Genomic DNA, 21,252 nt, shown 5'->3' with positions numbered 1-21,252 from the left:
TCCTGCTCAGGCGGGGACAAACTCGCCAGCTTTCAGCAGGCTGCCGCAGTGAACGCAGCGATATTCGCTCTCACCGCGCAGCACGCGATTGTGACGACGGACCGTCAGCTGGTGCTGCTGGCACTGGCAGCGGTAAGCAAAGGTGCGGCTGCGTACCGACTGCACCTCAAACTGATGGGTACGCCGTGCCGGCACGCCCAGCACCTGCTCCATCATCCACTTCCACTCTTTGCCGTGCGGCGCTACGCGACCGAATTTCTTCCACACCAGCAGATGCGCCAGTTCATGCGGAATCACTTCATCAATGAACGCCTGCTGATTTTCCAGCAGTAACACCGGATTGATGCGGATCTCCCAGGGTTCAAGCCAGGCGGTACCGGCCGCGGTGCCGCGCTGCTGATAGAGCAGTGTCGGTTCGGGATAGTCCGTTTTCAGTGCCTGATTGGCGCGCGTCAGCGCCTGGCGCAGCGCGCGCATCACGGCTTGTTGCAGTGCAATAGGGAGGCGAGGCGTTTTCATGGCGCTCAGAATAATCGGCGACGGGCGGGAACTCAACCGCCCAGGATAAACCTCGCATAAAAGGCCGGGCTGAGCGTTTTGCCCTCTGAACCCCTGGAAGCGGGTAAAGCGCGCGCGATGCTGCCGCTGGCGTGACAGCGCGCACCATCGCCAGCCGGGTAATCATTCTGGTTTAAATATTGTTATGCTCCTATTTAGAATATTCTATTGTTAACATTCTCCGCAGAGTGAATGGATGTCGGGTGAAGGGCACAGGGCACGGATAAAGCGATGAAAGATAATAATAACTTAAAGAAACAACGGATTGTGCTGGTGACAGATTTGATGGCCGGACGCGGTGGGATGGAGAACGTGACCCGGCAGTTGATTACGGCGCTGAATGCCGATCCGGAAACGGAGGCCGGGCTGTTTATCATCAATAGCGGCGAACAGAGCGACTCTCGCGACTGGACCGCTAACGCCGTGTTACAGGAAAGCGTCTGCACGCTGCGCAATAAAAAAATTAAGAACTTCATTCATACGCTGCGAATGGCGGCTTTTTTTCGCCGCTATCAACCCGATCACGTCCTGACCTTAAACACTATTCCCTGCCTGATGACGCGCCGGGCGATCACGCTCTCCGGCCGAAAAATCGTGTTGTCGAGCTGGATGCATCTGCCACCGCGTGAACGTTACCGTCCTCACTATCTGCTGCGCGCCGATCACCACTTTGCTATCAGTCAGCAGATCAGGCAGCAACTGATCGAGCTGGGCGCGAAGGCGGCGGATATCGATGTGATCTACAACCCGGTGAAACGCCAGGCTGACGTAATTGGCCGGCCATCAGCGCTTAAATTTCTCTACATCGGTCGGGTTCATTTTGAACGGCAGAAGCAGCTTAAAGATCTGTTCGATGCGCTCCGGCGGGTTGAGGCACCGTGGACGCTGGAGATTATCGGCGACGGCGAAGATCTGGCGCGCTGCCAGGATTATGTCGCGCAATTGGGGATGCAGGATCGCATCACCTGGCATGGCTGGCAGGAGAATGCCTGGGATTATGTAACCCGCCAGATCGGCGAGGTCACCTCTCTGGTGATGACCTCAAACTTCGAAGGCTTCCCGCTGATTCTGCTGGAGGCGATGTCGCGCGGCGTCTATTGCGTCTCGTCTGACTGCGTCAGTGGCCCGGCGGAAATCATCAGGCCGGGCATCAATGGTCAACTGTACGAAAAAAACGACAGCGTGGCGCTGGCTGCCATTCTCAACGCCATGAGCGGGGCGTTTCATTTCCCCGATCAACAGACTATTAAACAGAGCATCACCGGTTTTTATGAGGAGAATTATATGAAGCATCTCAAGGAAGTGCTTAACCGCCTCTCCGGGGTTAAGCATGACGAATAAGCGCGAACTTAACGGATTATCCTTAGCGGTGAATTTTTCTGTCATCGCACTCTGCCTGGCGCTGGCCATCAACATGTTTGTCACCGGCCTGCCGCAAAAAATATTCTACGTTGTCTCCTACCTGTCGGTAGCCTCCATTCTGTATGGCCTGGTGCGCAGAAAAATAGACTTTCAGCAGCACCGCTTTTTTATCGTGCTGTTTATTGCGCTGATACTCTTTACGCTGATCCGGCTGGTCTGGGCGATGCAGGTCAAAGGGATTGAAACGGCACCCTCAACCGACAGTATCACGACCATCAGCAACTATCTGCTTGGCGCAAAACGGCTGTTGCTTGGCGCATTTGTGCTGTTGAGCCTGGCCGTTTATGGTCAGCGGGTGTCACTCAAAACGCTCAGGGCCGGGAAAGTTTTAATCCTGATTGGCCTGCTGATCACGCTGGGCTTCGGCATCTATGAGCATCTCTATACCGCCAACGTGCGGATCAAGCTCACCACCGAAGCAGCCTCCATGTCCTCTTATATGATTCTGTTTATCTACTGCGCCTGGCTCTGGCTGAGTCGTTTTGAGACCCATGCTTACTGGAAGATGGCTGATGTGGCGGTGTTAATCGTCACCTTCGCGTTGCTCTATCTCTGCGGCACCCGCGTGACGCTTATCGCTCTGGTGGCGGTCGGATTGCTGTTCCTGCTGCAGACCTATCGCCTGTCGATGCTAACCAACTGGCGCATCAGCGCGCTGGTGGTGGGATTGCTGGCAGTGCTGGTGCTGATGACCAGCAACCGCTGGGTGGAAGGGGTGCAGGATATTGAGAACTTCGGTTCCAACAGCTCGACCTCGCTGGGCGCGCGGGTAGCAATCTGGGGCGGGGCGGTCAACTTTATTCAGCATCATGGCGGTTTTTCGACGCCGGATGAGCGCACAACTCAGGCTCGCCAGTTTATCAGCGCGCACTACCCGAATAATGTGGAAGGCTATACCAACGTTAAATACAACATGCACAACGAGTTCCTTGAGGTCACCACGTTACAGGGCTGGCTGGGGGCTTTGTCACTGGCGTTGCTCTATCTGGTGGCTCTGGCGGGGGGAGTGAAGCGCTGCGATCTGCGCGGCGTTGCGCTGCCGCTGGTGGCGCTATTTGTCGCCGGGCTGACCGATTCGGTGCTGCCCTATAACCAGACCGCGACTGTTTTCATTATGGTGCTGGCACTCTGCTGTATACGGCTACCGGTGCCGCAACGACAGGTCTGAGTTGAGCAGATGAACAAATAAAAACGGCGGGGTTTCCAGAGAAACCCCGCCGTTTTTTTTACGCCTGATAATTAATTCTGTGAACCGATGTCGCGCAGTTTTTTACCGGCCATCAGGTTACGTTCGATGTGCTCCAGCGAGACGTTTTTAGTCTCAGGGATCAGCATCACCGTCAGCAGAATGAAGAACAGGTTCAGCAGCGCATAGACCCAGAAGGTATTAGCGTTGCCCAGCGTGTTCAGCATCGTCAGGAAGGTCGCACCCACGATCATGTTAGCGATCCAGTTGGTGGTGGTGGAAACGGTGATACCGAAGTCGCGGCCTTTCAGCGGCTGAATTTCGGAACACAGAACCCAGATCAGCGGACCGGCTGACATCGCAAAACCGATGATAAACATCAGCAGCATAGCCACGGCGAAGTACTGTGCGCCCTGCGAGTGAATGCCGAAATGCAGCATGGTACCCAGCACGCCCATACCGGCAGCCATCACCATAAAGCCAAGAATCAGCGTCGGTTTACGGCCCCAGCGATCGACCAGACCGATAGCGATAAAGGTTGCCAGTACGTTGATCAGACCGACAATCACCGTGCCCCACATCTGCTCAGTGGTATTGGTGAAGCCTGCGATTTCAAAGATCTTCGGTGCGTAATACATGATGACGTTCATGCCGGTAAACTGCTGCATCACCTGCAACAGAATGCCGAGGTAGACCGCACGACGGAAGTGGCTGCTGCTGGTAAACAGACCCCAGCCAGACTGCTTGATCTTCAGGCTTTCACGAATCTCATCCAGCTCACGTTTTGCCTGTTCGCTGGTGTCACGCAGACGATCCAGTACCCGTTGTGCATCGCGGAAGTTGCCTCGTGCCGCCAGCCAGCGCGGGCTGTTTGGCAGGAAGAAGACGCCCACCAGCAGCAGCAGTGCCGGAATGGTGATGATGCCCAGCATCCAGCGCCAGTTGCCGGTAAAGCTGAACGCGGTATCGGAGAGGTAAGCGCCCAGAATACCGATGGTGATCATCAGCTGATAAAGCGAAATCATACTGCCGCGAATTTTTTCGGGTGCAATTTCAGAAAGATAAAGCGGGGCGGTGTAAGAGGCGATACCGACAGCCAGACCCAGCAGGACGCGGGCGCTGATCAGCATTTCAGGGTTAGGTGACATGGCAGACCAGAGTGAACCAATCACGAACAGAATCGCGCCGGCCATCAGGCTCTTTTTACGGCCGAGGCGGGAGGACATCCAGCCGCTACCGATAGCACCCACCGCGGCACCAAACATCATGGAACTGACGATCCACTCCTGTTGATGGGCGGTTACGTTAAAGTCTTTTGCGATAAACGGCAGAGCACCGGCAATAACGCCGATATCCAGACCGAACAGCAGTCCCGCGAGGGCCGCCAGAAAGCAGACAAATAAGGTCATCGCCTTATTTGATGTTCTGCTTTTGTGTGTATTGCCAGGCATTTTAGCCTCCAGGTTTATCCATCATTGTTTTTATCAATGTTAAAAAACTCTTTGCGCGAAAAAAGTGAGTCCGATCACATCAGTGTAATCGTTTACACACGCTGAAACCCTGAAATTCAGCATTTTTTGCCCGGAAAGGTTAATTAACCAGTGAGGTATAGCACTCATTAAGTTTCTGACAAGGCTCTATTTATTGGCTATCAGACGACGCTGAAAATAACGCATTTTCAGCAGAATAACTACGTAGAGTAAATCCTAAATAGCAGATAAACAAAGCGTTTCAAATTGTAATCGTTAACATTTTGTTGTCAGAAAAGGCGAAAAGAAGTGTAGACGAGATCAGAAATTTTGCTGCGGGCAGAGCGCGGAACGACGAATTGCGGCCTCTCAGGCATAAAAAAACCCTGCCTGAGCGGCAGGGTTTTCAGCAAAGCGCCGTTATCAGAGGCCAGCGGCTTCACGCAGCTGTGCGGCTTTGTCGGTTTTTTCCCATGGGAAATGTTCGCGACCAAAGTGACCGTAAGCAGCGGTCTCTTTGTAGATCGGGTGCAGCAGGTCGAGCATCTGAATCAGGCCATACGGGCGCAGATCGAAGAACTCACGCACCAGCAGCGTCAGCTGCTCGGTAGAGACTTTCTCAGTCCCGAAGGTTTCAACCATGATCGAAGTCGGCTCTGCCACGCCGATGGCGTAAGAGACCTGAATTTCACAGCGATCCGCCAGACCGGCTGCCACGATGTTCTTCGCCACATAACGGGCTGCGTAGGCCGCTGAACGGTCCACTTTTGACGGGTCTTTACCGGAGAACGCACCACCACCGTGACGCGCCATACCGCCGTAGGTGTCCACGATGATTTTACGACCGGTCAGACCGCAATCGCCCATCGGGCCGCCGATCACAAAACGGCCGGTCGGGTTGATGTGGTATTTGGTCGAGGCGCTCAGCCATTCTGCTGGCAGAACCGGCTTGATGATCTCTTCCATCACCGCTTCCTGCAGATCTTTCTGGCTGACAGATTCGGCGTGCTGAGTAGAAAGCACTACCGCATCGATGCCGACGATTTTGCCGTCGTCATACTGGAAAGTGACCTGGCTTTTGGCATCCGGACGCAGCCACGGCAGGGTGCCGTTTTTACGCACTTCAGCCTGACGCTGCACCAGACGGTGCGCATAGGTCACCGGCGCAGGCATCAGCACGTCGGTTTCGTTGGTGGCATAGCCGAACATCAGGCCCTGGTCGCCCGCGCCCTGTTCCAGCGGATCGCTGCGGTCAACGCCCTGGTTGATATCCTGAGACTGTTTACCAATCGCGCTTAAAACCGCACAGGAATTGGCATCAAAGCCCATATCGGAATGAACATAGCCGATTTCACGTACGGTGTTACGGGTGATCTCTTCGATATCGACCCAGGCGCTGGTGGTGATTTCACCGCCAACCAGAACCATACCGGTTTTAACGTAAGTTTCGCAGGCCACGCGTGCTTTAGGGTCCTGTTCAAGGATGGCATCCAGCACGGCATCGGAGATCTGGTCGGCGATTTTATCAGGATGTCCTTCTGATACGGACTCGGACGTAAAAAGGTGTTTAGCCATTCTGTTCTTTACCTTACAAATGGTTTGAATTCGACTGCATAGCGCAAGTGAGTATCATCTGACTTAACGCCCCTTCAGGCAAAGCCACGAGCAGTGAGGTTGTGTCAGCACAGCAGGCCAACACCGCCTGGATATTAACCTGTTTAGATGGAAAACCATCTGGACGGCTATTTTAGGTTACAGAATGAGCCAATTGCCAGCCCTTTTTCTGTTTCAGCATTTTACCTGGAAAGGTTATCGGCATAATTTCCTGACACTGCACGCGTTTCCCCGATAATCTTTTTGCATTTTGCGGCGGTAAACTGTATAAAACGCCGCTGCTTCGAGAGCAGTAGCAAGGATGACGCCTCAGTTTGCGTCGCGCCCGTCAGACAAGGGTCTGGCTTTCACCCAGGTTGTGTTCCATATGCCGCTGGCATGTGCGGAGGTGATACGAGTAATGAACCACGTTTTCTCTTCTCCCGGTTCCCTGTGCTGCGGCGCTGCGCTGGCTGTCTCCTGTTTCCCATCTCTTTCTCTGTCCTGCCGACAATATGTTCGATGCGGTAATTTTACCGACACGAGCGCCGGTTAATCTGTACCACTATCCTTACGGTTTAGTCTCTTCTCTGCCGCCGCGCAGCTGAACGACGCACGTTATCCGTGGTCCTCTTATACAAATCTGTTAAATGCTTTCGGTTTCAACGGAGATGGCCAGGGTGTTTTACACTTAACTCTCATGCGTGAATCGCGCTGACGGTAACGTCAGGTGAACAGGACATTGCGTTTAATGTGGCAACGAATTTCCAGATTAGCGGCCAGTAAGCCGGTTAACAGTTTTATCTTTCAACGGAAAATTGAGGTTCGCGATGTCTGACGACATAAAGAATATCAAGGGTTCGTCAGCTGGCGAACAGGGTGCACTCCGCTCAATGCAGGAGGTAGCAATGAACGATCAGGATGCGAGCAAAATGTTGCGTACCTACAACATTGCCTGGTGGGGCAACAACTATTACGACGTCAACGAACTGGGCCACATCAGTGTCTGTCCCGATCCGGATCGCCCGGATGTGCGCGTCGATTTAGCCCGACTGGTCAAAGAGCGCGAAGCGCAGGGCCAGCGTCTGCCGGCGCTGTTCTGCTTCCCGCAGATCCTGCAACACCGCCTGCGCTCAATTAACGCCGCGTTTAAACGTGCGCGTGAATCCTATGGTTACAAAGGCGACTACTTCCTGGTTTATCCAATCAAGGTGAACCAGCACAAACGCGTGATTGAATCGCTGATCCACTCCGGCGAACCGCTGGGACTGGAAGCGGGATCGAAAGCTGAGCTGATGGCGGTGCTGGCGCACGCCGGTCAGACCCGTACCGTGATCGTCTGTAACGGCTATAAAGATCGCGAATATATTCGTCTGGCGCTGATTGGCGAGAAGATGGGCCACAAGGTCTACCTGGTGCTGGAGAAGATGACCGAAGTCCGTCTGGTGCTGGAAGAGGCGGAGCGCCTGAACGTGGTGCCGCGTCTTGGCATTCGCGCCCGTCTGGCCTCTCAGGGCTCGGGTAAATGGCAGTCGAGCGGTGGCGAAAAGTCGAAGTTCGGTCTGTCGGCGACCCAGGTGCTCAGGTTGGTCGAGATCATGCGTGAAGCGGGCCGTATGGATAGCCTGCAGTTGCTGCACTTCCACCTCGGTTCACAGATGGCCAACATTCGCGACATCGCCACCGGCGTGCGTGAGTCGGCGCGCTTCTACGTTGAACTGGCGAAGCTGGGCGTTAACATTAAATGTTTCGACGTCGGCGGCGGTCTGGGCGTGGATTACGAAGGAACGCGCTCGCAGTCTGACTGCTCGGTGAACTACGGCCTGAACGAATATGCCAACAACGTCATCTGGGCGATTGGCGATGCCTGTGATGAGCATGGCCTTGAGCATCCGACGGTGATCACCGAGTCGGGCCGTGCGGTAACGGCACACCACACGGTACTGGTTTCGAACATCATCGGCGTTGAGCGCAATGAGTTCAGCAAGCCGGAAACGCCGGATGCTGATGCACCACGCCCGATTGTCAGCATGTGGGAAACCTGGCAGGAGATGCACGAGCCGAATACCCGTCGTTCGCTGCGTGAATGGCTGCACGACAGCCAGATGGATCTGTTTGACATCCATACCGGCTACTCCTCCGGCACTTACGATCTGAAACAGCGCGCCTGGGCTGAGCAGCTCTATCTGAGCATCTGCCACTACATTCAGCAGCATCTCGATCCAAGCAACCGTGCGCACCGTCCGATTATTGACGAACTGCAGGAGCGGATGGCGGACAAGATCTACGTCAACTTCTCGCTGTTCCAGTCAATGCCGGATGCGTGGGGTATCGATCAGCTGTTCCCGGTACTGCCGCTGGAAGGGCTGAACAAGAAGCCAGAGCGCCGCGCCGTGCTGCTCGACATCACCTGTGACTCCGATGGCACCATCGATCACTACGTTGATGGCGACGGCATCGCCACCACCATGCCGATGCCAGAATATGACGTGGATAATCCGCCGATGCTGGGCTTCTTTATGGTCGGGGCTTATCAGGAAATTCTCGGCAACATGCACAACCTGTTCGGTGATACCGAAGCGGTGGATGTTTATGCCCGTGAAAATGGTGATGTTGAAGTCCAGTTGTCGGATGAAGGCGACACCGTGGCAGATATGCTGCGCTACGTGCAGCTCGATCCGAACGAACTGATGGCGCTGTTCCGTCACCAGGTGCAGGCCTCCGATCTGGATGAGGAGCTGCGTGCTCAGTTCCTCGAAGAGTTCGAGAGCGGCCTGTACGGTTACACCTACTTAGAAGACGAGTAATCGGTTCAGATTGCCGGGCAACGGATATTGCAGTTGCCGGTGAAATGTCGATAATCTGACGCATACCATCCCTTCCTCGTCGGGCCTAACGACGCGGAGGGGATTTTTTTCATCTATCGCTCAATGGCTCGCGGGCCTGGCCCGACGGATGCCCACAGAGAGGACGAACTATGTACAATACCCTCGGCAACCAGTACGACAACTCCCTGGTGTCAAACGCCTTTGGTTTCATGCGCTTCCCGCTCAACTTCCAGCCCTACGACAGCGACGCTGAATGGGTAATTACCGGTGTGCCGTTTGACGCCGCTACCTCGGGCCGTCCGGGCAGCCGTCTGGGCCCAGGCGCTATCCGCCAGATCTCAACTAACCTGGCGTGGGAAGGCTGCCGCTGGCCGTGGGATTTTGATCTGCGTCAGCGTCTGAACGTGGTGGACTGCGGCGATCTGGTCTATGCCTTTGGCGACTCGCAGGATCTCTCTGACAAACTGCAGGCCCATGCTGAAAAACTGCTGGCGAACGGCAAACGCATGATGACCTTTGGTGGCGATCACTACGTGACGCTGCCGCTGCTGCGCGCGCATGCGAAGCACTTCGGTAAGATGGCGCTGGTCCATTTCGATGCCCATACCGATACCTACTCTAACGGCCCGACCTTCGACCACGGCACCATGTTCTTCACCGCGCCGAAAGAAGGCCTGATCGATCCACAACACTCGGTCCAGATCGGTATCCGTACCGAGTTTGATAAGAGCCTGGGCTTCAACGTGCTGGATGCGGCGCAGGTTAACGACCGCAGCGTTGATGACATCCTGGCCGAAGTGAAACGCACCGTCGGCGATCTGCCAGTCTATCTGACCTTTGATATCGACTGTCTCGATCCGGCTCATGCGCCGGGTACCGGCACGCCGGTGATTGGCGGACTGACCACCGATAAAGCCACCAAGCTGATTCGCGGTCTGCAGGGCATGAATATCGTCGGTATGGATCTGGTGGAAGTGGCGCCAGGCTACGACCACGCCGATCTGACTGCGCTGGCCGCCGCGACGCTGGCGCTGGATATGCTGCATGTGCAGGCGGTAAACAAAGGCTGATGCCTGATGCCTGCCGGCGCTGATCCGGCAGGTGCTGAACACGGCGTCCTGTCCGTTGGGCAGACGCCGCTGCAGTGATGTTCCTCTCTTTGTCGTGATCCGATTGATTCCCTTCTGGCCCCGACGGGCAACCGTCAGGCGCGAACCCCTATCTGCAACTAAACTTACAGCGTAAAAATGGCGTAGTGGAGATAATCATGGGCTTTCTTGATGAACTGGCTGGTGCGCTGGATGGCCACCAGAGTGAAGGGCATCCGCCGGGGCAGTTGCAGGCAGTCTGGCACTGGGTGCAGGAGCAGGGCGGTATTGAGGTGCTGCTGCATAAATTCCAGCAGGGCGGATTAGGCGAGATCTTCAGTTCGTGGATCGGCACCGGCGATAACCATCCGGTAGGCCACAGTGAGATTCAGTCTGCCTTTGGCCAGGATGAACTGCAGTCACTGGCGGACAAACTCGGCACCGATGTGAAAGGGGCGTCGGGTACGCTGGCGGCGCTGTTGCCGCAGCTGATCGATAAAATGTCGCCGCAGGGCCAAATGGATGAACAGGCGCTGCATGACAATAAGCTGGATTTAGGCTCGATGGTGGATCAGATATTTAAGCGCTAGCGAACGTCGTATGGCTGAGCGCGCACGCCAGATGCATGCGCGCTCAGAGGCGGATTTACTTGCCGTCTGCCGCAATACGCTCACGGATATGCTGGGCGCGCGCCTCAGAAGCCGGATGCGAATCGAACATCGAACTCTGACGTCCCTGTTCTAATTTTGCCAGCTTCTCAAAACTGGTCGCCAGCCCCATTGGGTCGATGTTGCGCTTCTTCATCAGATCGTAGGAGTAATCATCCGCCTGCGTCTCCTGGGTTTGCGAGAACTGGGCGTTGACCAGTTTTTCGCCCATTTCCCCCAGCTGCGACTGCGACAGCGATCCAATCACGCCGCCCACTGACGCCGCTGCGGTCCGGGCGGCGGTGGTGGCATAAGCCAGCTGCATCGCTTTACGCGTATGACCTAACGCGACGTGGCCCATCTCATGGCCCAGCACGCCTTCCACTTCATTGTCCGTCATCATATCCATCAGGCCGCTGTAGACACGGATACAGCCGTTTGCCATCGCCCAGGCGTTGACATCTTTGGTCTGGTACACCTTGTAATTGGCCGGTACGCCATTGATGTTGTCGCCCAGCGCGGCGGCGATCTTGTTCAGACGCTGCTGGTATTCGCTGCTGGCAGGTGCAATCTGGTTCTCTTTATCCATCTGCTCACAGGATTGATCGCTGAGCTGCTTCACCTGATCATCGCTCAGGGTATAGGCCTGATAGGCCTGCGCGCCCGACTGCATCAACGCATTATTGTCTAAACCCTGACAGCCGCTCAGCAGCGTTGCCAGCCCAAGAGCTAACACAGTTTGTTGGATTTTCATTCCATATCCCATTCATAACAAGGTAAGAAAAACAAACACCTGAAACACCGCCAGATGTTTAAACGATTCGGTTATAGCGCGCCATCCGGCACTTTGCTAGCAGACATCGCCGGAAAAGCCAGACGAAGCGGGCACATTTAGCGTTTTACGGCATGTACTTTTGCCATGATTTTCATGTACATTGATCTGCAACTTTTTCCTTGTTTTGCCCGATAACTGATTAATAACAATAAGTTAAGGCGCGAAGCATTAATCCGACCTGGAGTAGAAAATGCCCTCTCGTAAAGAGCTTGCCAACGCCATTCGCGCGTTAAGTATGGATGCAGTACAGAAAGCTAAATCGGGACATCCGGGTGCCCCGATGGGCATGGCGGACATCGCTGAAGTACTGTGGCGCGGCTACCTGAATCACAACCCAACTAACCCGCTGTGGGCTGACCGCGACCGCTTCGTGCTCTCCAATGGTCACGGCTCAATGCTGATTTACAGCCTGCTGCACCTCACCGGCTACGATCTGCCGATGAGCGAACTGGAAAACTTCCGCCAGCTGCACTCAAAAACTCCAGGTCACCCGGAATATGGCTACACCGCAGGCGTTGAAACCACCACCGGCCCGCTGGGCCAGGGCATCGCGAACGCGGTCGGTTTCGCCATTGCTGAGCGTACGCTGGCGGCGCAGTTCAACCGTCCGGGCCATGACATCGTAGACCACAATACCTATGTCTTCATGGGTGACGGTTGCATGATGGAAGGGATTTCACACGAAGTCTGCTCGCTGGCCGGTACCCTCAAGCTGGGCAAACTGGTGGCGTTTTATGATGACAACGGCATCTCCATCGACGGTCACATTGATGGCTGGTTTACGGATGACACCGCAAAACGCTTTGAAGCCTACGGCTGGCACGTAGTGCGTGGCGTTGATGGTCACGATGCTGATGCGATTGCCAAAGCGATCGACGAAGCGAAAAGCGTCAGCGATAAGCCGTCGCTGCTGATGTGCAAAACCGTTATCGGTTTCGGTTCACCAAACAAAGCGGGCACCCATGATTCACACGGCGCACCGCTGGGCGATGATGAAGTGGCCCTGACCCGCAAACAGCTGGGCTGGGAACACGCACCGTTCGTTATCCCTTCTGATATCTACGCTGAGTGGGACGCGAAAGAAGCGGGCCAGGCGAAAGAAGCGGCCTGGGATAAGAAGTTCGCAGCCTATGCGCAGGCGCATCCAGAGCTGGCAGCCGAGTTCAAACGTCGCGTCAGCAACGAACTGCCGGCTAACTGGCAGCAGGAGTCGCAGAAGTTCATCGAGCAGCTGCAGGCTAACCCGGCCAAAATCGCCAGCCGTAAAGCGTCACAGAATGCCATCGAAGCCTTTGGTAAAATTCTGCCGGAATATCTGGGTGGCTCAGCCGATCTGGCTCCCAGCAACCTGACCATCTGGTCTGGCTCTAAGCCAATCAATGAAGATGCCGCCGGTAACTACATCCATTACGGCGTGCGTGAATTTGGTATGACCGCGATTGCGAACGGTCTGGCACTGCACGGTGGTTTCCTGCCATACACCGCGACCTTCCTGATGTTTGTTGAATATGCGCGTAACGCAGCGCGTATGGCAGCACTGATGAAGATCCGTCAAATCATGGTTTATACCCACGACTCAATCGGTCTGGGTGAAGATGGCCCGACGCATCAGCCGGTCGAGCAGATGGCCAGCCTGCGTACCACGCCGAACATGAGCCTGTGGCGTCCGTGTGACCAGGTGGAATCGGCGGTGGCGTGGAAATATGCCATCGAGCGCAAAGATGGCCCGACAGCGCTGATCTTCTCTCGTCAGAACCTGGCGCAGCAGGAACGCAGCACTGAGCAACTGGCTGACGTGGCGCGCGGGGGTTACGTGCTGAAAGATTGCGACGGTACGCCTGAAGTGATCCTGATCGCTACCGGTTCAGAAGTTGAACTGGCAGTAGGCGCGTGGGATAAACTCACCAGCGAAGGCCGTAAAGTTCGCGTCGTCTCTATGCCGTCGACTGATGCATTCGACAAGCAGAGTGACGCTTACCGTGAATCCGTTCTGCCGAAAGCCGTTAGCGCACGCGTGGCTATCGAAGCGGGTATCGCCGATTACTGGTTCAAATATACCGGTCTGAACGGCGCTATCGTCGGCATGACCAGCTTCGGCGAATCTGCTCCGGCCGATCAGCTGTTTGAAATGTTCGGCTTCACCGTCGACAACGTGGTCGCCAAAGCGAAAGCGCTGCTGGCGTAATCGCCGTCAGGCGGGGTGATAGCCGCCTGATTAAATAAAGGGACGCGTCAGGCGTCCCTTTTGCTGTTTTATTCCTGTAGTAATAATGCACTTTTGCTCTGTTTTGTGACGCAGATCCAAATATAAGCAGTCCGATTGATCACAATCATTCCTGTTATTCCTTCCATCCATTATTGTGGCTGAACCGTTTCAGTTACCGGGCAAATCACCCCGGTTTCAGACAATGCCGGGTAAGATTCTCCTGTACAAACTACAGCGAAGCGCTCAGGCTAACGGCACGTTTTTTCCGTCTGACGTGGCAGGAGAGAGATGACCATACGGGTAGCAATAAACGGGTTTGGCCGTATTGGACGCAACGTATTGCGCGCGCTGTATGAAACCGGCCGTCGGGCTGAGATCAGCGTGGTCGCCATTAATGAGCTGGCTGAAGCCACCGGCATGGCGCATCTGCTGAAATATGACACCAGCCATGGCCGTTTTGCCTTTGACGTACGTCAGGAGCGCGATGTGATGTGGGTCGGGGGCGATACGCTGCGCATTTTACATCGGGCTGAGATTGCCGATCTGCCGTGGCGCGAACTCGATGTCGACGTGGTGCTGGATTGCACGGGCGTCTATGGCTCACGCGCCGATGGCGAAGCGCATCTGCAGGCGGGCGCGAAGAAAGTGCTGTTCTCGCATCCTGGTGGCAACGATCTCGACGCCACCGTCGTCTATGGCGTTAACCAGCAGTTGCTGAAAGCCACCGATTGCCTCGTTTCAAACGCTTCCTGTACCACCAACTGCATTATTCCGGTCATCAAACTGCTGGATGACGCCTTTGGCATTGAATCCGGCACCGTCACTACGATCCACTCGGCGATGCACGATCAGCAGGTGATCGACGCTTATCACAGCGATCTGCGCCGTACCCGCGCGGCCAGCCAATCGATCATTCCGGTGGATACCCGTCTGGCGGCCGGCATTACCCGTATTTTTCCGAAATTCAACGATCGCTTTGAAGCGATTGCTGTGCGCGTGCCGACGATTAACGTGACGGCGATTGATCTCAGCGTTTCTGTACGTCAGCCAGTGAAGGCGTGTGAAGTTAACGCCTTGTTGCAAAGCGCGGCAGAAGGGGCATTTCGTGGTATAGTTGACTATACAGAATTACCGTTAGTCTCAGTCGATTTTAACCATGATCCGCACAGTGCCATTGTGGACGGCACCCAGACGCGGGTCAGCGGTCAACACCTGATCAAGACGCTGGTCTGGTGTGACAACGAATGGGGCTTTGCTAACCGAATGCTCGACACGACGTTAGCGATGGCCGCAAGCGGTTTCAGGTAGGGCGCGGTTTGCGCCCGGCAAAACTTATGAGAATCAACGAGAGGGTTCACCATGTCTGTAATTAAGATGACCGATCTGGATCTTGCTGGCAAACGCGTTCTGATCCGCGCCGATCTCAACGTACCAGTGAAAGAAGGGAAAGTGACGTCTGATGCACGTATCCGTGCTTCACTGCCTACCATCGAAGCGGCGTTGAAACAGGGCGCGAAAGTGATGGTTACCTCTCACCTGGGTCGTCCGACCGAAGGTGAATACACCGAAGAGTTCTCGCTGCTGCCGGTAGTTAACTACCTGAAAGAGAAGCTGAGCGGCACCAATGTGACCCTGGCAAAAGATTACCTCGACGGCGTTGAAGTGGGCGCTGGCGAACTGGTGGTGCTGGAAAACGTTCGCTTTAACAAAGGCGAAAAGAAAGATGACGAAGCGCTGTCTAAAAAATACGCTGCCCTGTGCGACGTGTTCGTGATGGATGCATTCGGCACCGCGCACCGCGCGCAGGCTTCTACCCACGGCGTCGGCAAATTTGCCCCTATCGCCTGTGCCGGTCCGCTGCTGTCAGCAGAGCTGGAAGCGCTGGGTAAAGTGATGAGCAACCCGGAGCGTCCGCTGGTCGCAGTCGTGGGCGGTTCTAAAGTCTCTACCAAATTTGACGTACTGCAGTCGCTGGTGAAAATTGCTGACACCGTTATCGTCGGTGGCGGCATCGCCAACACCTTCGTGGCGATCGACAACAACGTCGGCAAATCACTGTATGAGCCAGACTTCGTTGAAGCGGCGAAAGGCCTGCGTGACCAGTATGGCATTCCGGTTCCAACCGATTCCCGCGTTGGCACGGAATTCTCTGAAACTGCCCCGGCAACCGTGAAAAAGGTTTCGGAAGTAGCGGATAACGAAGAGATTATGGACTTCGGTGACGAAACCGCTCAGGCGATGGCGGCCATTCTGAAGGATGCGAAAACCATCCTGTGGAACGGTCCGGTTGGCGTCTTTGAGTTCCCGAACTTCCGTAAAGGTACCGAAATCGTGGCAAACGCCATTGCTGACAGCGAAGCGTTCTCTGTTGCCGGCGGCGGTGACACCTTAGCGGCCATCGATCTGTTCGGTATCGAAGATAAAATTTCCTACATCTCGACCGGTGGCGGCGCATTCCTGGAGTTCGTGGAAGGCAAAAAACTGCCAGCCGTTGCCATGCTGGAAGAGCGTGCGAAGCAGTAATCCTTTGGGGGCGATGCCGGGTGGCATCGCCTGAAGTCTTGCCCGTCAGGGCGTTTAAATCGAGGTCCCCAATGGGGATCAACGGTCACGAAACAGGACACAATCATGTCTAAAATTTTTGATTTCGTAAAACCCGGCGTTGTCACTGGTGATGACGTACAGAAGATCTTCAAAGTTGCGAAAGAGAACAAATTCGCACTGCCAGCTGTAAACTGCGTCGGTTCCGACTCTATCAATGCGGCACTGGAAGCAGCGGCGAAAGTTAAAGCGCCGATCATCATCCAGTTCTCTAACGGCGGTGCCGCATTTATCGCCGGCAAAGGCTTCAAGACTGAAAAACCACAGGGCGCTGCCATTTTCGGTGCTATCGCTGGCGCACACCATGTGCATCTGATGGCTGAGCAGTATGGCGTGCCGGTTATCCTGCACACTGACCACTGCGCGAAGAAACTGCTGCCGTGGATCGACGGTCTGCTGGACGCAGGCGAAGAGCATTTCAAGAAAACCGGTAAGCCACTGTTCTCTTCTCACATGATTGACCTGTCTGAAGAGTCACTGGAAGAAAACATCGAAATCAGCAGCAAGTACCTGGCGCGCATGGCGAAAATCGACATGACGCTGGAAATCGAACTGGGCTGCACCGGTGGTGAAGAAGATGGCGTCGACAACAGCCACATGGACGCGTCTGCTCTCTACACCCAGCCAGAAGATGTGAACTACGCGTACGAAAAACTGAATGCCATCAGCCCGCGCTTCACCATTGCGGCGTCATTCGGTAACGTCCACGGCGTTTACAAACCAGGTAACGTTAAACTGACCCCAACCATTCTGCGCGATTCGCAGAAATATGTGTGTGAAAAACACGGTCTGCCGCACAACGCGCTGGACTTCGTTTTCCACGGTGGTTCAGGTTCTTCTGCTGCAGAAATCGAAGAGTCTATCAGCTACGGCGTGATCAAGATGAACATCGATACCGATACCCAATGGGCGACCTGGGACGGCATCCTGCAGTACTACAAAAAGAACGAAGGCTATCTGCAGTCGCAGCTGGGTAACCCGGAAGGCGCTGACAAGCCAAACAAAAAATACTATGACCCACGCGTCTGGCTGCGTTCAGCCCAGGCCTCTATGGTGGTCCGTCTGGAGCAGGCGTTTAAAGAGCTCAACGCGGTCGACGTGCTGTAATAGCCGGTGAGTTAGCGTACAAAAAAGGCCCGAAAGGGCCTTTTTTTTCTCTTTTTTTTGGCAAAAGCGAAGCAAACCGCCGCCAGGTTTGGCACTGGCCCATTTATTGTTTACCCTTTTGTCAGGGATTGTCAGACAAAGTCTGGCAATGTTTTGTCGTTTCCCTTGGGGATACTATTACAGGGTGGTTACATGCAAGACACGGGCATGATTGATGAACTCAACAATGCAGGCAACTGGATAATTCGCAATCAGGAATTGTTGATCAGCTACGCGGTCAATATCGTCGCAGCCATTGCGATCATTATCGTCGGGATGATGATTGCACGCATTATCTCCAATACGGCAAATCGGGTGTTGCAGGCGCGACACATCGATACCACGGTGGCTGACTTCCTTTCTGCGCTGGTTCGTTACGGCATCATCGCCTTCACACTCATTGCGGCGTTAGGACGCATTGGCGTACAGACAACGTCAGTGATTGCCATTCTGGGTGCGGCAGGTCTGGCCGTGGGCCTGGCGTTAAAAGATTCTCTTTCTAACCTGGCGGCGGGCGTGCTGCTGGTGATATTCCGCCATTTCCGTGCTGGCGAATTTGTCGATCTTGGCGGCATTATGGGAACGGTGATGAATGTCCAGATCTTCTCAACCACACTCAAGTCCGCTGACGGCAAACGTGTTGTGGTACCCAACGGCAAGATTATTACCGGCAATATCGTTAACTTTTCCCGTGAACCGGTTCGACGTAATGAGTTCATTATTGGCGTCTCGTATGAAGCTGATGTGGACGAGGTGCTGACCCTGTTACGTGAAGTGGTCGATGCAGACAGCCGCGTCCTGCAGGACCTGGGTGTACAGGTCGGTCTGAACGAGCTGGCCGCGTCATCAATGAACTTTGTGGTGCGCTGCTGGAGCAACAGCGGTGACCTGCAGAACGTCTACTGGGACCTGCTGAAGAACTTCAAGCGGGCGCTGGATGGCAAAGGCATCGGTATTCCTTATCCGCAGATGGACGTGCATCTGCATCGCGTCCGGTCGCCCGACGCCACGGTGCCGCAGCTGCAAAGCCCGACGCAGCCGCAGTAACCCGTCAGTGGGCGGCGTTCGCCGCCCATTCATTTTGCTAATCGCTGATTAATTTTTTCCATTTCCGCTAATCTCATCGCCTCTTTATACTCCTTCCCATCTTCAGTTATTCGGAAAGTTATCTGATGTTATCTCTCTACTTTCAAGGGCTTGCTCTTGGCGCTGCGCTGATCCTGCCGCTGGGTCCGCAGAATGCGTTCGTGATGAATCAGGGCGTAAAACGGCAGTATCATCTGATGACCGCCTCGCTGTGCGCCCTGAGCGATATTCTGCTGATCAGTGGCGGGATCTTTGGCGGCAGCGCCTTACTGAGCCAGTCGCCACTGCTGCTGATGATAATCACCTGGGCGGGCGTAGCCTTTTTGCTCTGGTATGGCTGGGGCGCGCTGCGTAGCGCCTTCAGCCACAGCGTCGATTCAGACGACAGCCAGCCGCTGAAGCAGAGCAGGGGACGCATTATCGCGACGCTGCTGGCGGTGACCTGGCTTAACCCGCACGTCTATCTTGATACCTTTGTAGTGCTCGGCAGCCTGGGCGGCCAGTTGCCGACCAATACCGCCCGACAATGGTTTGCGCTGGGCACCATCAGCGCCTCGGTGCTGTGGTTTTTTGGCCTGGCACTGCTGGCCGCCTGGCTGTCGCCACGGCTGCGAACCGCCAGAGCACAGCGCATTATTAACCTGCTGGTGGGCGCGGTGATGTGGTTTATCGCCCTGCAGCTGGCGCGTCAGGGCATGGCCGGTTTTTAAACTCAGCGCGAACAGGCAACGGTTATTGCCGCGCTGAGGCCGAACTTTTGCCATAATGACCACTCAAAGCATGGCGCATACCGATGCGCTTTTGGGCTTCGCCTGTTGGAAGCCGTCATATTGACCTTTTCAAGGAGGACTTTCATGAAACTGAAAGCATTGGCTCTGGCCGCAATAATGAGCGCCGGGGCACTGCCCAGCGTACAAGCTGATGAGTTGCCGAATGGGCCGCATGTCGTGACCTCTGGCAAGGCAACGGTTGATGCCCGTCCGGATATCGCCACCTTATCTATCGTGGTAAACGTATCGTCAAAAGATGCTGCTGATGCGAAAAAGCAGGCCGATAGCCGGGTGGCACAATATTTCGATTTCCTGCAAAAGAATGGCATCGAGAAGAAAGATATTGATGCGGCCAACCTGAGCACTCAGCCGGAATACGATTACACCAAAGAGGGTAAATCGGTACTGAAAGGTTATCGTGCGGTGCGTCAGGTGCAGGTCACCCTGCGTCAGCTGGATAAACTCAACGATCTGCTGGATGGCGCGCTGAAATCCGGCCTGAACGAAGTACGCAGCGTTGAGTTAGGCGTGGCAAACCCGGAAAGTTATAAACAACAGGCCCGCAAAGCAGCAATCAAAAATGCCACTCAGCAGGCGTCAGAGCTGGCAGCCGGCTTTAATGCGCAGCTGGGCTCGATCTACAGCATTCGCTATCAGGTCGCTAACTATCAGCCGATGCCGATGAACCGTATGTATAAGGCCGCTGCGGCAGCCGATACCTCGGCGCAGGAAACCTACGATCAGCAAAGCATCAACTTTGACGATCAGGTCGATGTGGTGTTTGAGCTCAAACCGAATACGCCATAATGCAAAACGGGGCCTCAGCCCCGTTTTCTCTGGTTACGCGGCAACGTCATCCTGACGCAGCACGCGATGTCCATGCGCAATCAGCGCATCGGTCACCCGCCGCATCAGACGGCTTTCCGGCGCAAAGCGATGCCAGTAAAGCATCCGGCGCTGATAGAGGCCCGGCGTCAAATCAATCAGCTCACCGCTCGCCAGCTCACGCTCAATCTGCAGATGCGGAATCATACAGCAGGTCGAACCCTGTCGAGCCATCTGCACAAAGGCTTCCGATGAATTAACGATGTGGCAGGGCACGCTGCCCGGCGAGAGATCGAAGTTCTGTTGCAGAAACGCCTGGTGCATATCATCCAGGTGGTCAAAGGCTACGGCAGGCGCTTTCAGCAGGGCAGAACGGGTGACGCCGTTGGGGAAGAAGCGGTCAGCAAAATCGCGTGAGGCGACAAACAGATAGTCGAGCGCACCCAGCTGATCGACCAGGCAACTCGGCAGCGGTTGCGGCTGAATACTCACTGCACCCACCACTTCGCCGCGGCGTAAACGCTCCTGGGTCCGGGTTTCATCTTCTACCTGTAAATTGAGCCGTACCGGCGAGTCGGCCAGCACATCTTTCAGCGCGGGCAGCAGCCAGGTCGCCAGACTGTCGGCGTTGACCGCCAGTGACAGCAGCAGCGGCGTGGTACCGCTGTTCTCATCGCCCAGCCACTCCTCTTCCAGCAGCTCAACCTGATGCAGCAGCGCCAGCAGCTTCTGACCCTGCTCGGTGGGGCGAGGCGGCACGGTACGCACCAGCAGCGGCTGACCAAACAGGTTCTCCAGCTGCTTGATGCGCTGCGAAACCGCCGACTGCGTGATGCATAATTTTTGTGCGGCGCGTTCAAAACCGCGTTCACGAATCACTGAATCCAGCGCCTGAAGCGTACGATAATCGGGGCGTTTCATTGTTATTCTCTCTCCTTCAGGGTGGACGTTACTATGCCACAAAAGTGTCACCGGTAAGTGACCGCGTGTTT

17 protein-coding genes are annotated in these 21,252 nt (G+C 55.2%); 12 read left to right on the top strand and 5 right to left on the bottom strand.

Going from position 1 to position 21,252, the window contains the following annotated elements; all coding sequences use genetic code 11:
- Positions 1-6: 6 nt before the first annotated feature.
- Positions 7-519: a SprT family zinc-dependent metalloprotease gene (locus WFK59_RS16520; RefSeq protein WP_233987174.1), complete on the bottom strand. Its 513-nt coding sequence runs from the start codon at positions 517-519 to the stop codon at positions 7-9.
- Between the two features lie 270 nt (positions 520-789).
- On the opposite strand from WFK59_RS16520, the gene WFK59_RS16515 reads away from it, so the two are divergent.
- Positions 790-1,899 (top strand): glycosyltransferase, encoded by a 1,110-nt coding sequence (locus tag WFK59_RS16515; protein WP_336756487.1) that lies wholly within the window; start codon positions 790-792, stop codon positions 1,897-1,899.
- Positions 1,889-3,148, top strand: a complete 1,260-nt coding sequence (locus tag WFK59_RS16510) for an O-antigen ligase family protein (protein WP_336756486.1) — start codon at positions 1,889-1,891, stop codon at positions 3,146-3,148. The genes WFK59_RS16515 and WFK59_RS16510 overlap by 11 nt, the downstream gene beginning before the upstream one ends.
- Before the next feature lie 71 nt (positions 3,149-3,219).
- Here WFK59_RS16510 and WFK59_RS16505 read toward each other — a convergent pair whose 3' ends face one another.
- Positions 3,220-4,617 carry a sugar porter family MFS transporter gene (locus tag WFK59_RS16505; protein ID WP_336756484.1) on the bottom strand — a complete coding sequence of 466 codons (1,398 nt, stop codon included), beginning with the start codon at positions 4,615-4,617 and terminating at the stop codon, positions 3,220-3,222.
- A 441-nt stretch (positions 4,618-5,058) separates the two neighbouring features.
- The gene (metK, locus tag WFK59_RS16500; protein ID WP_233987178.1) at positions 5,059-6,210 is read right to left on the bottom strand and encodes a methionine adenosyltransferase; all 1,152 of its coding nucleotides are present in this window, start codon (positions 6,208-6,210) and stop codon (positions 5,059-5,061) included.
- An 848-nt stretch (positions 6,211-7,058) separates the two neighbouring features.
- On the opposite strand from metK, the gene speA reads away from it, so the two are divergent.
- The 3 genes from speA to WFK59_RS16485 all read left to right on the top strand — a co-directional run bounded on the left by speA (position 7,059) and on the right by WFK59_RS16485 (position 10,734).
- Entirely contained in the window at positions 7,059-9,035 is a 1,977-nt protein-coding gene (gene speA, locus WFK59_RS16495) for a biosynthetic arginine decarboxylase (protein ID WP_233987179.1), read from the top strand.
- A gap of 170 nt (positions 9,036-9,205) precedes the next feature.
- Complete coding sequence (gene speB / locus WFK59_RS16490; protein WP_010248847.1) at positions 9,206-10,126, top strand: agmatinase; 921 nt, start codon at positions 9,206-9,208, stop codon at positions 10,124-10,126.
- A gap of 185 nt (positions 10,127-10,311) precedes the next feature.
- Positions 10,312-10,734 (top strand): YidB family protein, encoded by a 423-nt coding sequence (locus WFK59_RS16485; protein WP_409520459.1) that lies wholly within the window; start codon positions 10,312-10,314, stop codon positions 10,732-10,734.
- Positions 10,735-10,789: 55 nt separating this feature from the next.
- On the opposite strand, the gene WFK59_RS16480 is transcribed toward WFK59_RS16485, so the two are convergent.
- Positions 10,790-11,545: a M48 family metallopeptidase gene (locus WFK59_RS16480; RefSeq protein WP_233987181.1), complete on the bottom strand. Its 756-nt coding sequence runs from the start codon at positions 11,543-11,545 to the stop codon at positions 10,790-10,792.
- Between the two features lie 271 nt (positions 11,546-11,816).
- Here WFK59_RS16480 and tkt point away from each other — a divergent pair, with 271 nt between their 5' ends.
- The 7 genes from tkt to WFK59_RS16445 all read left to right on the top strand — a co-directional run bounded on the left by tkt (position 11,817) and on the right by WFK59_RS16445 (position 20,242).
- Positions 11,817-13,811, top strand: coding sequence for a transketolase (tkt, locus tag WFK59_RS16475; protein ID WP_336756481.1), 1,995 nt, complete (start codon positions 11,817-11,819; stop codon positions 13,809-13,811).
- Between the two features lie 309 nt (positions 13,812-14,120).
- Positions 14,121-15,140, top strand: coding sequence for an erythrose-4-phosphate dehydrogenase (epd, locus tag WFK59_RS16470; protein WP_094120683.1), 1,020 nt, complete (start codon positions 14,121-14,123; stop codon positions 15,138-15,140).
- A gap of 51 nt (positions 15,141-15,191) precedes the next feature.
- Positions 15,192-16,355 carry a phosphoglycerate kinase gene (pgk, locus tag WFK59_RS16465; RefSeq protein WP_233987183.1) on the top strand — a complete coding sequence of 388 codons (1,164 nt, stop codon included), beginning with the start codon at positions 15,192-15,194 and terminating at the stop codon, positions 16,353-16,355.
- A gap of 105 nt (positions 16,356-16,460) precedes the next feature.
- Positions 16,461-17,540, top strand: a complete 1,080-nt coding sequence (gene fbaA / locus WFK59_RS16460) for a class II fructose-bisphosphate aldolase (RefSeq protein ID WP_233987184.1) — start codon at positions 16,461-16,463, stop codon at positions 17,538-17,540.
- A gap of 192 nt (positions 17,541-17,732) precedes the next feature.
- Entirely contained in the window at positions 17,733-18,626 is an 894-nt protein-coding gene (mscS, locus tag WFK59_RS16455) for a small-conductance mechanosensitive channel MscS (RefSeq protein WP_233987185.1), read from the top strand.
- A gap of 125 nt (positions 18,627-18,751) precedes the next feature.
- The gene (gene argO / locus WFK59_RS16450; RefSeq protein ID WP_336756479.1) at positions 18,752-19,375 is read left to right on the top strand and encodes an arginine exporter ArgO; all 624 of its coding nucleotides are present in this window, start codon (positions 18,752-18,754) and stop codon (positions 19,373-19,375) included.
- 144 nt (positions 19,376-19,519) lie between these two features.
- Positions 19,520-20,242: an oxidative stress defense protein gene (locus WFK59_RS16445; protein ID WP_233987187.1), complete on the top strand. Its 723-nt coding sequence runs from the start codon at positions 19,520-19,522 to the stop codon at positions 20,240-20,242.
- Between the two features lie 33 nt (positions 20,243-20,275).
- Here the strand turns inward: WFK59_RS16445 and WFK59_RS16440 are convergent, their stop codons facing one another.
- Complete coding sequence (locus WFK59_RS16440; RefSeq protein ID WP_009087111.1) at positions 20,276-21,181, bottom strand: LysR family transcriptional regulator ArgP; 906 nt, start codon at positions 21,179-21,181, stop codon at positions 20,276-20,278.
- Positions 21,182-21,252: the final 71 nt, after the last annotated feature.

This window comes from Pantoea sp. USHLN298 (assembly GCF_037149395.1).
GTDB lineage: Bacteria > Pseudomonadota > Gammaproteobacteria > Enterobacterales > Enterobacteriaceae > Pantoea > Pantoea astica.
Note: the sequence above shows the minus strand (reverse complement) of the source record. Positions and strands in the feature narration are given on the sequence as shown.

Coding starts and splice junctions, on each gene's coding strand:
- WFK59_RS16520 (WP_233987174.1), bottom strand. CDS start 519: ATGAAAACGCCTCGCCTCCCTATTGCACTGCAACAAGCCGTGATGCGC.
- WFK59_RS16515 (WP_336756487.1), top strand. CDS start 790: ATGAAAGATAATAATAACTTAAAGAAACAACGGATTGTGCTGGTGACA.
- WFK59_RS16510 (WP_336756486.1), top strand. CDS start 1,889: ATGACGAATAAGCGCGAACTTAACGGATTATCCTTAGCGGTGAATTTT.
- WFK59_RS16505 (WP_336756484.1), bottom strand. CDS start 4,617: ATGCCTGGCAATACACACAAAAGCAGAACATCAAATAAGGCGATGACC.
- metK (WP_233987178.1), bottom strand. CDS start 6,210: ATGGCTAAACACCTTTTTACGTCCGAGTCCGTATCAGAAGGACATCCT.
- speA (WP_233987179.1), top strand. CDS start 7,059: ATGTCTGACGACATAAAGAATATCAAGGGTTCGTCAGCTGGCGAACAG.
- speB (WP_010248847.1), top strand. CDS start 9,206: ATGTACAATACCCTCGGCAACCAGTACGACAACTCCCTGGTGTCAAAC.
- WFK59_RS16480 (WP_233987181.1), bottom strand. CDS start 11,545: ATGAAAATCCAACAAACTGTGTTAGCTCTTGGGCTGGCAACGCTGCTG.
- tkt (WP_336756481.1), top strand. CDS start 11,817: ATGCCCTCTCGTAAAGAGCTTGCCAACGCCATTCGCGCGTTAAGTATG.
- epd (WP_094120683.1), top strand. CDS start 14,121: ATGACCATACGGGTAGCAATAAACGGGTTTGGCCGTATTGGACGCAAC.
- pgk (WP_233987183.1), top strand. CDS start 15,192: ATGTCTGTAATTAAGATGACCGATCTGGATCTTGCTGGCAAACGCGTT.
- fbaA (WP_233987184.1), top strand. CDS start 16,461: ATGTCTAAAATTTTTGATTTCGTAAAACCCGGCGTTGTCACTGGTGAT.
- mscS (WP_233987185.1), top strand. CDS start 17,733: ATGCAAGACACGGGCATGATTGATGAACTCAACAATGCAGGCAACTGG.
- argO (WP_336756479.1), top strand. CDS start 18,752: ATGTTATCTCTCTACTTTCAAGGGCTTGCTCTTGGCGCTGCGCTGATC.
- WFK59_RS16445 (WP_233987187.1), top strand. CDS start 19,520: ATGAAACTGAAAGCATTGGCTCTGGCCGCAATAATGAGCGCCGGGGCA.
- WFK59_RS16440 (WP_009087111.1), bottom strand. CDS start 21,181: ATGAAACGCCCCGATTATCGTACGCTTCAGGCGCTGGATTCAGTGATT.